Origin of the sequence: Plantactinospora veratri (assembly GCF_036421995.1) — a bacterium.
GTDB classification, from domain to species: domain Bacteria; phylum Actinomycetota; class Actinomycetes; order Mycobacteriales; family Micromonosporaceae; genus Plantactinospora; species Plantactinospora veratri.
In genome coordinates this window covers 86,425-99,440 of record NZ_JAZGQL010000015.1, presented here as the reverse complement: position 1 = coordinate 99,440, position 13,016 = coordinate 86,425, and the positions used below count along the sequence as shown (strand labels likewise).

The 13,016-nt window shown below is 71.7% G+C and carries 11 protein-coding genes; 4 read left to right on the top strand and 7 right to left on the bottom strand.

Annotated features, from left to right (window positions below):
• Positions 1–82: 82 nt before the first annotated feature.
• The 3 genes from V1634_RS20725 to V1634_RS20715 all read right to left on the bottom strand — a co-directional run bounded on the left by V1634_RS20725 (position 83) and on the right by V1634_RS20715 (position 2,964).
• Positions 83–1,150 (bottom strand): BMP family lipoprotein, encoded by a 1,068-nt coding sequence (locus V1634_RS20725; protein ID WP_331209549.1) that lies wholly within the window; start codon positions 1,148–1,150, stop codon positions 83–85.
• A gap of 321 nt (positions 1,151–1,471) precedes the next feature.
• Positions 1,472–1,813, bottom strand: a complete 342-nt coding sequence (locus tag V1634_RS20720; RefSeq protein WP_331209543.1) for a hypothetical protein — start codon at positions 1,811–1,813, stop codon at positions 1,472–1,474.
• A 128-nt stretch (positions 1,814–1,941) separates the two neighbouring features.
• Entirely contained in the window at positions 1,942–2,964 is a 1,023-nt protein-coding gene (locus V1634_RS20715; RefSeq protein ID WP_331209542.1) for a hypothetical protein, read from the bottom strand.
• A 102-nt stretch (positions 2,965–3,066) separates the two neighbouring features.
• Between V1634_RS20715 and V1634_RS20710 the strand changes: the two genes are divergently transcribed.
• Together V1634_RS20710 and V1634_RS20705 are read left to right on the top strand one after the other, a co-directional pair.
• Entirely contained in the window at positions 3,067–3,672 is a 606-nt protein-coding gene (locus V1634_RS20710) for a TetR/AcrR family transcriptional regulator (protein WP_331209541.1), read from the top strand.
• Positions 3,673–3,861: 189 nt separating this feature from the next.
• Positions 3,862–4,614, top strand: a complete 753-nt coding sequence (locus tag V1634_RS20705; protein WP_331209540.1) for a DUF305 domain-containing protein — start codon at positions 3,862–3,864, stop codon at positions 4,612–4,614.
• A 3-nt stretch (positions 4,615–4,617) separates the two neighbouring features.
• On the opposite strand, the gene V1634_RS20700 is transcribed toward V1634_RS20705, so the two are convergent.
• The 4 genes from V1634_RS20700 to V1634_RS20685 all read right to left on the bottom strand — a co-directional run bounded on the left by V1634_RS20700 (position 4,618) and on the right by V1634_RS20685 (position 9,782).
• Positions 4,618–6,468: an alpha-amylase family glycosyl hydrolase gene (locus V1634_RS20700; protein ID WP_331209539.1), complete on the bottom strand. Its 1,851-nt coding sequence runs from the start codon at positions 6,466–6,468 to the stop codon at positions 4,618–4,620.
• An 8-nt stretch (positions 6,469–6,476) separates the two neighbouring features.
• Positions 6,477–7,322 (bottom strand): sugar ABC transporter permease, encoded by an 846-nt coding sequence (locus tag V1634_RS20695; protein WP_331209538.1) that lies wholly within the window; start codon positions 7,320–7,322, stop codon positions 6,477–6,479.
• A gap of 2 nt (positions 7,323–7,324) precedes the next feature.
• On the bottom strand, positions 7,325–8,344 hold the full coding sequence (locus V1634_RS20690; RefSeq protein WP_331209537.1) for a carbohydrate ABC transporter permease: 1,020 nt from the start codon (positions 8,342–8,344) through the stop codon (positions 7,325–7,327).
• Between the two features lie 133 nt (positions 8,345–8,477).
• Entirely contained in the window at positions 8,478–9,782 is a 1,305-nt protein-coding gene (locus V1634_RS20685; protein WP_331209536.1) for an extracellular solute-binding protein, read from the bottom strand.
• Between the two features lie 278 nt (positions 9,783–10,060).
• Between V1634_RS20685 and V1634_RS20680 the strand changes: the two genes are divergently transcribed.
• Together V1634_RS20680 and V1634_RS20675 are read left to right on the top strand one after the other, a co-directional pair.
• Positions 10,061–11,134, top strand: a complete 1,074-nt coding sequence (locus V1634_RS20680; protein WP_331209535.1) for a LacI family DNA-binding transcriptional regulator — start codon at positions 10,061–10,063, stop codon at positions 11,132–11,134.
• 129 nt (positions 11,135–11,263) lie between these two features.
• Positions 11,264–12,904, top strand: a complete 1,641-nt coding sequence (locus V1634_RS20675; RefSeq protein ID WP_331209534.1) for a glycoside hydrolase family 13 protein — start codon at positions 11,264–11,266, stop codon at positions 12,902–12,904.
• Positions 12,905–13,016 lie beyond the last annotated feature (112 nt).

Below are 13,016 nucleotides of genomic sequence, written 5' to 3'. Positions count from 1 at the left end.
CCCCCGCCCGGCCCCCCCCCCCCCGGGCGGGGGGCGCCCCCCCCCCCCCCCCCCCCCCCCCGGGGGGCCCCCCCACCCGGGGTCACTTCGGCTGGCTGGCCGAGGTGACCTTGATCGCACCGGAGCTGATGTCAGCCTTGATCTTGTCGACCTCGGTCTTCAGTTCCGCCGGCACCTTGCTGTCGAACTCGTGGTACGGCGCCAGCGAGACGCCGTTGTTGGCCAGGGTGCCGAGGTAACCGGGGTCGTGCGCCAGCTTCTCGCCCTTGGCCGCCGTCACCACCGCCTCCCTGACCGCGTCCTTGATGTTCTTGACCACGGTGGTGACCAGCGCGGCGCAGTTCGGCGTGCTCTCGCAGCCGTCGCTGTCCACCCAGATCGCCGAGTACTTGCCGCCGGAGGCCTGGGCGGCGGCCGTGGTGCCCAGGCCGGCCCCGCCGGCCACCGGCATGATGATGTCGGCGCCCTGGGCGACCAGCGTGTCGCTGACCTTCTTGCCCTCGTCCTGCTTGACGAAGCTGTTGGTGAACGAGCCGTTCTGGCTCGCCTTGTCCCAGCCGATCGCCTTGACGGACTTGCCCTTGACCTTGTTGTAGTGCGCGACGCCGTCGACGAAGCCATCCATGAAGATGGTCACCGGCGGAATCTTCTCCCCACCGTAGGTGGCGACCGCGCCGGTCTTGGTCAGCCCGGCCGCCAGGTAACCGGCCTGGAAGGCCGCCTGCGCGGTGTCGAACTGCATCGGGTAGACGTTGCTCTCCGGCAGCTTCGCGTCGACGATGCCGAACTGCTGGTCCGGGTGCGCCTTGGCGATCTTGGAGGTCGCCCCGCTCATCAGGCCGCCGACGGCGAGGATGAAGTCGCAGTCCTGGTTGACGTACTGGGTCAGGTTCGGCTCGTAGTCGGCCTCGGCCTTGGACGCCACGTACTTGATGTCGATCTTGTCGTCGGCGGCCTTGGCCGCCTCCAGGCCCGCCCAGGCGGAGGTGTTGAACGACTTGTCGTCGATACCTCCGACGTCCGTCACCATGCACGCGGTGTACTTGTCGGCCGCGGCGCCGCCCGCGTTGCTATCGCTCGGTGCCTCACCACACGCGGCGGCGGCGCCCAGCGCGAGCCCGCCCACCGCGAATACCGAGACGATCCGCATCCCACGCACAGAGCGCAAGACGGTCTCCTTCCCATTGCACACCGCCCACCGCGGTGGCAGCCCTAAGCCGGCCTGCGCGTTGCCGCCGGCTGTCCCACGTTACGGACGGGAGCGTACGCCCGCGCCTGTCCACCGGCCGACAATCGTGCCTGACTGTTGAACGCCCGTTACCCTTACGTAACTTCAGGGTGCGCGACATCACTTCCCGGCCCGCCCGATGCGTGACCTGGACCTATGGGACGTCCCGTTTCGGGCCTTCCGCCCGGCCGACCGCCGCGCCGGAGCCCGGCGGCGCCGGGTTGACGACTCAGCGGCGCCGGGTCAGCGCCAGAAGACCGCGACCGCGGCGTTGACCAGGGTCAGCCCGATGATCGCCATGAAGTGACCGCGGTTGACCTCCTCCCGCTTCCGGGAGAAGAAGACCATCACGAAGATCATCAGCCCGATCACCAGCTTGGTGGCGAGCTTCGCCGGTGCCGGCTCGTCGCCGTCGCGCAGCGGCGCGGAGAGTCCGATCCCGGTCAGCACCTGGATGGCGGCGCCCCAGAGCATCAGCGGGTTGATCCGGATCCGTCCGGTGACGTACTGGGCGGCGGCACCACCCAGCAGCAGGGCGAAACCGATCAGGTGGGCGTAGAGGAGTATCAGCCGGAGAGGTTCCACGGCGGCCATCCTCCCCCATCCCCCACCCGCATGCCGCCCCCGCCCCGCCGCACGCCGCCCCCACCGGGGGACGACGTGGGCGATCATGCTCTTTCGGGAGGTAGTGGCATCCGGGGAGATCGAGGCCACTACCTCACCGAGGTAGCCCTCCGCCGAAGCGCGACGAGCAGCAGCCCGGCGGCGGCGTAGGCGGCGAGGGTCAGCAGTGGGGTGGTGGGGCCGGCGCCGTCGAAGAAGGCCGTGGAGCGCAGCAGGGTGCCGCCGGCGCCGATCGGGAGCCACTGGCCGACCTCGCCCCAGGGCTGGGGCAGCAGTTCCGGTGCCGCGCCGACCGCCGAGAGCGGGTTGCCGACCAGGAAGACGAGTACCGCGCCGAGCCCGATGCCCGGCCGGCCCAGCAGCGCGCCGAGCCCGGCGACGGTGGCCGCGACCGCCAGGCCGACGAGCCCGAGGGTGGCCCCGACGGCCACGGCGTCGCCGGGCAGCAGCCCGAGCCAGCCCTGGAGCACCAGCGGGCCGGCCACGCCGACCAGCAGCCCGAAGCTGACCAACCCGGCCAGTCGGGCGAGCCGGCCGGCCACCAGCAGCACCAGCAGCGCCCCGAGCACCATGCCGGTGAGCGCGAGCGGCAGGAAGCCGGCCGCGAACCCGGCACCCCGGGGGTCGTCCGGGTCCGCCGGCACGACGTCGACCACCCGGACGGGCTGGCCGCCGGAGAACTCCCCGGCCGCCTGGGTGAGCAGGGCCGCCACGGTGGGGCTCGCCGCGCTCGCGGTGTGCAGGGTCGCGCCGTCCGGGCCGAGCACGAAGGCGGCGTACGCCTCGCGGTCGCGCAGCGCCCGGTCGGCGGCCGCGCCGTCCGGCAACCGGGTGACCTCGAAGGCGCCCGGTGCGGCGGCGTCGAGCTGCCCGACCAGCCGGTCGGCGGCCGGCGCCGGACCCGCGACGATCACCGGCAGGTCCCGCGGCTCCAGGTTCGCCGCCGGCCCGGCGAAGAGGGGTACGAGCAGCGACTGCAACAGCACCACCGCCACGGCCAGCAGTACGGCCACCGGCAGCGGCCGACGGAGATGCGTCGAGGTGGGCGGCTCGGACGGCGCCGATGGTTGGGTCAGCTCCGAGGGATGGGTCAGCTCCGGCGGATGGGTCATCTCCGGACTCCTCCTAAAACGAATGCTCGTTCTCTTATTTCCCAGGGTCCTCCCAGCCGATAACCCAGTCAAGGAACGAGCGTTCGTTTTACGCTGTGTGCCGTGCCACGCGTATCCGACGAACACCTGGCGGCCCGGCGACAGCAGATCCTCGACGCGGCCCGGCGCTGCTTCCTGCGCAACGGCTTCCACGCCACCTCGATGCAGGACGTCATCTCCGAGGCCGGTCTCTCGGTCGGCGCCGTCTACCGCTACTTCGGCAGCAAGCAGGAGTTGGTCACCGCGATCGCCGAATCGGTACTCGACGGTGCGGACCAGCTCTTCGAGAAGCTGGCCTCGGCCGAGCCGCCACTGCCGCTGATCGAGGCGCTGGACCGGGCGCTCGCGTTCGTCGAGTCCCAGACCGGCCCGGACGGCGTCTTCCCGCTCGCCATCCAGGTCTGGGCCGAGTCGCTGCGCGATCCCGCACTGGCCGAGTTCGTCGCCCGGCTGTACGGCCGCTTCCGGTCCCGCTACGTCGAACTGGCCCGCCGGGCCCAACAGGCCGGTGAACTACCGGCCGACGCCGACGTCGAGGCGGTCGGTGCCGCCCTGTTCGGCCTGATCCCCGGCTTCGCCCTGCAACGGATACTCGTCGCCGGCCCGGATTCGAGGACCTATCTCGACGGCGTACGTGCCCTCCTCGCCGGCCAGGGCGTGCGACAGTAGGTGACGGAAGCCGTCCGATCAGGACGGGTCCGGCCGGGGCGGCAGCCCGAGGTCAGGGCGTACTGGATCTTCCACGGTCCCGGTGGCCGGGCTACCATCGGCCGACCCGGGGTTGAGACCCGGCCCCGGCGCAGAGCCCCGGCTACGCCACGACCGGCCGGCAGGGCGGACGGGAGTCACGCTGTGGTGTTGGCCAGGAGCGCGACCGGCGGCAGCCGCCGGCCGGTGATCGTGTTTCTCGCGCTGGTGGAGTCGGCGGCGGTACTGCTCGCCCTCGGCATCGCCGGTGTCGCCACCAGCGGGGACGGTCGACCGACCGCTCCGGCCGCCGCCCCGGCCGGCACGCCCCCGGCACCGACCCCCTCGGCCCTGCCCACCTCGGCCATCGGCACCGCGCCGGTGATCCGGCCCGGCCGGCCGGGCGAGTCGGCCCAGGTGCTCCGGCCCGACCAGCTCACCCCGCCGCCCGGGGCGCAGCACAACGCGGCCGACATCCGGTTCGTCACGATGATGGTGCCGCACCACGAGCAGGCCCTCCAGATGGCCGCGCTGGTCCCGGAGCGGGCCGGTAGCACCGGCGTGATCGCGGTCGCCGACCGGATCCGGGCTGCCCAGCAGCCCGAACTCGAGGTACTGCGGGGCTGGCTGCGCGACCGCGGCCTCGGCGCACTGCTCGGCGGGACCGGGCACGACCACCCCACCATGCACGGCATGCAGAGCCCGGAGGCGATCGCCACGCTCACCGCGACGACCGGGACGGACTTCGACCGGAGGTTCGTCGAGATGATGAGCGCGCACCACCAGGGCGCCATCGCGATGGCCCAGGAGGTACTGGTGAACGGCGTCGACCGGCAGCTCCGGGAGCTGGCCCGGAACATCGCCTTCGAGCAGGCCGTCGAGGTCAACCGGATGCGTGAGGTGCTCGACCCGAAGTCGAAGTGAGACTCAGCTGACCGAAGGCAGCCGCCAGACCTGGAAGGTCGGGCCGTCCCCGGGCAGCGTCAGCGCGCCGTCCGGGCCGGGGCGCAGGGCGTCCGCACCGCCGTAGAGGTTGACCGCCTCGGGCCCGGCCCAGGGCAGCCCGGCCAGCCGGACCGGTTCGGCGGTGGCGCGCCGGGCCAGCACCAGCACCGACTCCGTCGGCGACTCGCGCAGGAAGACCAGACTCTCCGCGTCGGCGTACGCCCAGCGCAGGCCGCCGTGCCGCAGCGCCGGCACCGACCGGCGCAGCCCGAGCAGCCCCCGGTACCGCTCGAAGGTGGCCCCGTCCCAGCTCTCCGGCCGCCGCCACGGCATCGGGGTACGCGAGTCCTCGCCGTTGCGCCCGGTCAGCCCGAGTTCGTCCCCGGCGAAGATCATCGGTGTACCGGGGAGCGTGCAGAGCAGTCCGACGGCGACCTCCTGCCGGCCGGCGTCGCCGACGACGGTGCGGATCCGGGCCGAGTCGTGCGAGCCGAGCAGCAGCCACGAGTGGGTGAGCGCCCGCCACGAGACCAGCGCGCCGAACGCCCGCATCGTGGCCAGTACCTCCGGCCCGGCCCGCCGGGGCACCCCGGCCGGTACGCCGAGGAAGTCCGGCAGGTCCAGCCCGTCGTGCCGCAGCCAGCTCCACACCGGACGGCAGAACCCGGCATAGTTCATGGTGCCCTGCCAGCCGTCCGCGTCCAGGTCACCGGTGAAGTCGTGCCCGTGCTCGGCCACCACCAGCCCGTCCGGCCGGGTCGCCGCGACCGCCGCCCGCAGCGCCGCCGCCACCTCGTGGGTGTACGCGTCCCGGCCGCGCCGCCCGGTCATGTTGGCCACGTCCACCCGCCAGCCGTCCAGCCCGTACGGCGGGTGCAGCCAGCGGGCCAGGACCGAGTCCGGTCCGGCCAGGAACCGCCGGCGCAGTTCGGCGCTGCCCCAGTTCAGCTTCGGCAGCGACTTCACGCCGAGCCACGACTCGTAGTCGCCGGTCTCGTCGAAGTAGTACAGCTCCCGGTCCGGGGAGTCGGCGTCGGAGGCGGCGTCGACGAACCACTCGTGACTGTCCCCGGTGTGGTTGCTGGTGATGTCGCCGAGCAGCCGCCAGCCCCGGGCGTGCACCGCGGCGGCGAGCCGGGCCAGCGCGGCGTCCCCGCCGAGCAGCGGGTCGACGTGGTCGAAGGTGGCGGCGTCGTACCGGTGGTTGGAGCGGGCCGGGAAGATCGGGGTCAGGTAGACGGTGTTCACCCCGAGCCGGTCGAGGTGGTCCAGCCGCTCGGCGACGCCGTCCAGGTCGCCGCCGTAGAACTGGTACGGCGTCTCCGGCCCCCGGCCGACCACCGGGGTCCGGTCCCAGTCGCACGGGATCGCCCAGTCCGGCACCGGGCGGGCGTCGGCGGCGGCGGACCGGGCGAACCGGTCGGGGAAGATCTGGTAGACCACCGCGTCCCGGGCCCAGGCCGGCGGCGGGTCGTACGCGACCAGCCGGAAGTCGGTGCTGTCCGGTACGTCGTGGCCGAAGTCGCCGAGCGCGTTGACCCAGCGCTGCCGCCCGTCCGCCCCGACCACCAGGAACCGGTAGTTGGTCACCGGGTTGCGTACCTCGACCTCGGCCCGCCACCACACCTCGGCGTCGGTGCGCCGGTCGACGGTCGCCGCCGTGAAGTGCGGCTCGCCGTCCGGGGTGCTGCGCAGGTACACCCGGCTGGCCGGGGACGACTCCGGGACCCGGAGGAAGACGTCGACGGTGTCGCCGAGCGACGGGGCCTGTTCCGGCACGTGCAGCGCCGAGCCGTCGTGGTGTGGGCGCGGGTGCCCCGCCGGGTGTTCCATCGGTCCGGTCATCCCTTGGTGCCGCCGCCGGTCAGCCCGGAGACCAGGTGCCGCTGGGCGTAGAGGAAGACCAGCCCGGCCGGGATGGTGACCAGCACCGCCGCCGAGGTGAGGTACTCCCACTGCGGGTTGAACTGGGGTACGAACTGCTGGAGCCCGTACGCCAGGGTGAAGTTCCGGTCCTCCTGGATGAAGGCCGAGGCGTACGCGACCTCGCCCCAGGCGGTGAGGAAGGCGTAGAAGCCGGTGACCGCCAGTGCCGGCCGGGCCAGCGGGAGCACGATCCGCCAGAAGATGCCGAACGGTCCGCAGCCGTCGATCGCCGCCGCCTCGTCCAGGGCGGTGGGGATGGAGTCGAAGTAGCCCTTGAGCATCCAGGCGCAGAACGGCACCGCGATGGTCAGGTTGGCGATGATCAGCGAGGCCGGTGTGTTGATCAGCCCCAGCCGAGCCATGATCATGTAGATCGGCACGATCAGGATGGCGACCGGGAACATCTGGGTGACCAGGAATACCGTCATCAGTGGCCGGCGGCCCGGGAAGTTGAACCGGGAGACCGCATATCCGGTGGTGGCGGCGAGGAAGATCCCGAAGAGCATGGTGAACGCGGCGACCAGCACCGAGTTGCCGAACCAGCGCAGGAACCGGGTCTCGCCCAGCACGTACGCGTAGTTCGCCAGCGTCGGGTCCTTGACCAGGCTGAGTTCGCTGCTCTGCACCGCGTACCCGGGTTTGAAGGAGGAGAGCAGCACCCAGATGATCGGGCCGACCGCGATCAGCGAGGCGACGATCAGCGTGGCGTGCAGCCCCACCGACCGCAGCGGGCTCCGGCCGGTACGCACGGATCGGCTCATGCTCACCACACCTCGCCCTGCTTGCGCAGTGCCCGCCGGTAGAAGATCGAGAAGACCAGCAGGATGGACAGGATCAACACCCCGTAGGTCGAGGCGAGCGAGTAGTTCCGGATCCCCTCGAAGGCGGCCCGGTAGGCGCCGGTCACCAGGATGTCGGTCTGGCCGGCCGGCTGGCCCTCGGTGACCAGGAAGATGATCGGGAACATGTTGAAGGTCCAGATGGTGCCGAGCAGCAGCACCGTCATGCTGACCGGGCGCAGGCCCGGCAGGGTGATGTTGACGAAGCGCTGCCACGGGCTGGCGCCGTCGATCTCGGCCGCCTCGTAGAGCTCGTCCGGGATGGTCTGCATGCCGCCGAGCAGCGCCACCATCATGAACGGCACCCCGAGCCAGATGTTGGTGACGATCGCGGTGAACAGCGAGGTCCACCGGTTGGCGAACCAGTCGACCGGGTCGATCCCGACGGCGCTGAGCAGGGAGTTCGCCAGGCCGAACCGCTCGTTGAAGATGAACTTCCAGGCGAAGGCGCTGACGAAGGCCGGCACCGCCCAGGGCAGCACCAGCAGCACCCGGTAGAGCCCGCGCAGCCGCATCGGCCGGTTGAGCATGGTGGCCAGCCCCAGCCCGAGGCCGTAGTGGAACACCACGCAGAGGGAGGTCCAGATCAGCGTGACCCCGGTCCACTGCCAGAACTCGCCGACCTGACCGGTGAGCACCCGGGCGTAGTTGGCCAACCCGACGAACTCCCACCGGTTGGGGTTCTCCTTGCAGACCTCCCCGCCGGTGATCGACCTGGTGCAGACCTCGGCCACCTGGTTGGCCTCGGTCAGGTTGGTCAGCGAGAGCCAGAGGCCGCGGACCAGCGGATAGAAGATCAGTACCGCGAGTACCAGCACGACGGGGAGCACCATCGCCCAGGCGTACCAGTGCTTGTCCCAGCTTCGGCGCAGCCGGGACGGGCCGGCGGGGCGGCGTCCGGGCGGCGCGGGCGCCGGCACCGGGCCGGCGGTCACGGTGGTCATCAGCAACGCTCCAGGAAGGGAGCCCGGCAGGGCCGCCGGCCAGCGCCGGTCGGCCCCGCCGGGTACCGGAGGGTTTCGCCGGCCGGAGCCGGCACCGAGGGTCTGCCGGCCGGGGCCGGCGCCGACGGTCGGATCACATGCCGTACGACGGTACGACCTCGGACTTGTACTTGTTCGCGACCTCGTCCAGCGCGGCCTTCGGGTCCTTGTTCTGCACCAGGACCTGGGTGGCCATCTGGTCCAGCGGACCGAAGAACTGGCCGCCCTCGGGGATCCACGGCCGGGGCACCGCCGACTCGACCACCGGCCGGAACGCCGAGACGACCGGGTTGTTCTTCACCGCGTCCAGCTCGTACGCCGACTTGCGGGTCGGCAGCAGGCCCAGCTTCTCGGCGAGGAAACCCTGCGACTCCGCCGAACTCATGAACTTGACGAAGGCGATCGCCGCCTCGACCTTCTCCTGCGGCATGCCGGACCAGACCACGTAGTTGTGCCCGCCGACCGGTGCGCCGGCCTTGGCCGAGCCGGCCGGGACCGGGGCGACGCCGAGGTTCTGCGGACCGCCGAAGGTCGGCGCGGTGGAGATGTTGTTGACCTCCCACGGCCCGTTGACGATCATCGCGACCTTCTTCTCCTTGAAGAGGGTCATCATCGTGCCGTACGCGTCGTTCGCGGCCGGCTTCGGCGCCGCACCGCTGGCGATCAGGTCCTTGGCCACGTTCAGGCCGGCGACGTTCTGCGCGGAGTTGACGACGATCTTCTTGGCTCCGGCGTCGACCAGGTCGCCGCCCTCGCCGTACATGAAGGGCAGCATGAAGTAGCCGGCCGGGTTGACGTAGACGCCGTCGGCACCGGTCTTCTGCTTGACCGCCAGCGCGGCGGTCTTCAGGTCGGCCCAGGTCGCGGGGGGCGAGCTGATGCCGGCCTTGGTCAGCAGTTCCTTGTTGTAGAGCAGGGCGAGCGAGTCGGTCACCTGCGGTACGCCGTACGTCTTGCCGTCGTACTTGTCCGCCGAGAGTGGAGTGGGCAGGAAGTCGGACTCGTCGGCGGTCAGCTCCGAGCCGTCGAGGGCGTAGAGGTAGCCGAGCGAGGCGAACTCCGGCACCCAGGCGACCTCGGCCCGGAGGATGTCCGGGGCACCGGTCTTGGCCTGGGCCGCGGTCTTGAACTTGTTCTGTGCCTCGCCGAAGGGCACCGACTGATAGTTGATCTTGACGTTCGGGTACGTCTGGTTGAACTTCGCGACGAGTTCCTGGAAGGCCGGTCCCTCGTTCTTCGGGTCCGAGGTGTCCCACCAGGTCAGTTCCGCCTTCAGGGCGGCGGGATCGGTCTTCTGCCCCGACTCCCCCGACTTGTCGTCCTCGCCGCCGCAGGCGGCGAGCGTCAGAGCAAGGGTCGTGCAGGCGAGTACGACGATCCCTCTGGCTGTGCGACGCATCTAGCGCTCCTAGGTCTGCCGGCCGGGTATCGGCGGGACAGTAGCAAGGAGTTGCCGATTACGAAACCCCTTGCAAACACACTTGCAACAACCGCTGCCCACTCGTCATCTCCCCGGGGTAATTCGTCCCCTTTGAAGCGTCTCCCGGGTGATCGGCGCCGTGCCACCCGCGCCTGTTGCACTGGTACCGGCCGTATCGGTGGGCCGACTCTCGGGACGGCTCTGCAAGTACTTGCCGTGGGCTGCGCAAGAAACGACTCGTGGGCTACAGTTCCGCCATGCGTGCACGACTGGCCGACATCGCCCAACAGGCCGAGGTGAGCGAGGCCACGGTGTCGCGGGTGCTCAACGACCGCCCCGGGGTGGCGCCGGAGACCCGGCAGGCCGTACTCACCGCTCTCGACGTGCTCGGCTACGAGCGCCCCGCCCGGCTGCGCAAGCGCAGCGCCGGCCTGGTCGGGCTGGTGGTGCCGGAGCTGGAGAACCCGATCTTTCCCGCCTTCGCCCAGGTCGTCGAGTCCGGGCTGGCGCAGGCCGGCTACACCTCGGTGCTCTGCACCCAGACCCCCGGTGGGGTCACCGAGGACGAGTACGTCGAGATGCTGCTGGACCGGCAGGTCTCCGGAATCGTCTTCGTCTCCGGCCTGCACGCCGACACCTCCGCCGATCCCGCCCGCTACCGCACGCTGATCGCCCGGCCGCTGCCGATCGTGCTGGTCAACGGCTACCAACCCGGGCTGCCGGCGCCCTTCGTCTCCTGCGACGACCGGGAGGCCGGCGAGCTGGCCGTGGCCCACCTGGTCGCGCTCGGGCACCGCCGGATCGGCCTGATCACCGGCCCCGGCCGGTTCGTGCCGGTGCAGCGCAAGGTGGCCGGGTTCAAGGCCGCGATGAGGCGGCTGGTAGGGCTCCCCGACGCCGAGCTGAACGAGTTGGCCGAGCTGTCACTGTTCGGTGTGGAGGGTGGCGAGGTGGCCGCCGCGCGGCTGCTCGACCGGGGCGTGACCGGGCTGGTCTGCGGCTCCGACCTGATGGCGCTGGGCGCGATCCGGGCGGCCCGGCAGCGCGGCCTGTCGGTGCCGGCCGACCTCTCCGTGGTCGGCTACGACGACTCCCCGCTGATGGCCTTCACCGATCCGCCGCTGACCACGATGCGGCAGCCGGTCACCGCGATGGCGGTGGCGGCGGTACGGGCACTGGTCGACGAGATCCACGGGCACGCCGCACCGCACTCGGAATACATTTTCCGGCCCGAACTGGTGGTGCGCGGCTCGACGGCGGTGGTGCCGGGGGTGCTGGAGAGGCCGACGGACCAGCCCCGGCCCCCCGCCGACCTGCCGCTGCCGGTCTGAACCGACCGGAGCCGGCGGGCAGCGCCGGCAATCTTCTTGCGCAAGAACTGCCCGACTCTTGCAGAGCCGGCCCGGCATCCTGCTCTGACCCGCCCGGCATCCCCGTGCCCGACGAACGGACAAGTCCAGATGAGCCCTTCACCCAACCGGCCCGAGGACTGGTGGAAGTCCGCGGTGGTCTACCAGGTCTACGTCCGCAGCTTCGCCGACGCCGACGGCGACGGCACCGGTGACCTGGCCGGGGTACGCAGCCGGCTGCCGTACCTGCGCGATCTCGGCGTCGACGCGCTCTGGCTGACCCCGTTCTACCGCTCGCCGATGGTCGACGGCGGCTACGACGTCGCCGACTACCGGGACGTCGACCCGATCTTCGGCTCGCTCGACGACTTCGACACCATGATCACCGACGCGCACGCCCTGGGGCTGCGGATCATCGTCGACATCGTGCCGAACCACACCTCGGACGCGCACCCGTGGTTCGTCGCCGCCCTGGCCAGCCCGCCCGGCTCGGCCGAACGGCACCGCTACCTGTTCCGGGACGGCCGGGGCGCCGACGGCGAACTTCCACCGAACGACTGGGAATCGATCTTCGGCGGCCCGGCCTGGACCCGGGTCCCGGACGGCCAGTGGTACCTGCACCTCTTCGACCCGGCCCAGCCCGACCTGAACTGGCGGCACCCCGAGGTACGCGCCGAGTTCGCCGACGTACTGCGGTTCTGGCTCGACCGTGGCGTCGACGGCTTCCGGATCGACGTGGCGCACGGAATGATCAAGGCGGACGGGCTGCCGGACGTCGGCGACGGGGTGCCGGCCGGCCAGCGCCAGGTCGAACTGCTCGGCCGGGCCCGGCTGCCCTACTTCGACCAGGACGAGGTGCACGACATCTACCGGGCCTGGCGGCCGATCCTGGACAGCTATCCCGGCGGCCGGATGGCGGTCGCCGAGGCCTGGGCGGAGACCCCGCAGCGGCTGGCCCGCTACGTCGGCCCGGACGAGCTGCACCAGGCGTTCAACTTCGACTTCCTCGACGCCACCTGGTCGGCCGACTCGTTCCGCAAGGTGGTCGACACCGCGCTCGCCGAGTCGGCGATCGTCGGCGCCCCGACCACCTGGGTACTCTCCAACCACGACAAGCAGCGGCACGTGACCCGGTACGGCGACGGCGCGCTCGGGCTGCGCCGGGCCCGGGCGGCCGCGCTGCTGATGCTCGCACTGCCCGGCAGCGCCTACCTCTACCAGGGCGAGGAACTCGGCCTCCCGGAGGTACTCGACCTGCCGGACGAGCTGCGCCAGGATCCCGCGTTCCGGCGCACCGGCGAGAGCCGGGACGGCTGCCGGGTACCGCTGCCGTGGAGTGGCGACGTCCCGCCGTACGGCTTCGGTCCGGCCGGCGGCGCTCCGGCCTGGCTGCCGGTCCCGCCCACCTGGCGGGCCCTCTCGGTCGCCGCCCAGACCGGCTCCCCGGACTCGACCCTGGAGCTCTACCGGGCGGCGCTCCGGCTGCGGCGCGAGCACACCGCGCCGGCCGGCGGTGCGACCGAGCCGGGCGGGGTGACCTGGCTGGAGGGCGAGCCGGGGGTGCTCGCCTTCAGCCGGCCGGCGGCCGGGGCGGCGGAGTTGGTCTGCGTGGTCAACTTCGGCGCCGAGCCGGTCGCCGTCGACGGTTACGGGACGCCTGTCCTGCGCAGCCAGCCGCCGGGTCCGGCTGACGACCCGGCCCGGCTGCCGACCGATACGGCGGGGTGGTTCATCCGGCCGCCAACCGGGTAACCCACTATCGACCTGGTCGTCCGCCGCGCTCCGCGCCGACGGGCGGCCGGGGCCGCGACCCCTTTGTGGTGGAGGGGATGGTGGTGCCGGTGCTCCGGGAGCGCGTTCCCGG

Excerpts from the sequence above, each read along its gene's own strand:
- V1634_RS20725 (WP_331209549.1), bottom strand. The coding sequence starts at position 1,150 with ATGCGGATCGTCTCGGTATTCGCGGTGGGCGGGCTCGCGCTGGGCGCC.
- V1634_RS20715 (WP_331209542.1), bottom strand. The coding sequence starts at position 2,964 with ATGACCCATCCGCCGGAGCTGACCCATCCCTCGGAGCTGACCCAACCA.
- V1634_RS20700 (WP_331209539.1), bottom strand. The coding sequence starts at position 6,468 with ATGGAACACCCGGCGGGGCACCCGCGCCCACACCACGACGGCTCGGCG.
- V1634_RS20695 (WP_331209538.1), bottom strand. The coding sequence starts at position 7,322 with ATGAGCCGATCCGTGCGTACCGGCCGGAGCCCGCTGCGGTCGGTGGGG.
- V1634_RS20690 (WP_331209537.1), bottom strand. The coding sequence starts at position 8,344 with ATGACCACCGTGACCGCCGGCCCGGTGCCGGCGCCCGCGCCGCCCGGA.
- V1634_RS20685 (WP_331209536.1), bottom strand. The coding sequence starts at position 9,782 with ATGCGTCGCACAGCCAGAGGGATCGTCGTACTCGCCTGCACGACCCTT.
- V1634_RS20680 (WP_331209535.1), top strand. The coding sequence starts at position 10,061 with ATGCGTGCACGACTGGCCGACATCGCCCAACAGGCCGAGGTGAGCGAG.
- V1634_RS20675 (WP_331209534.1), top strand. The coding sequence starts at position 11,264 with ATGAGCCCTTCACCCAACCGGCCCGAGGACTGGTGGAAGTCCGCGGTG.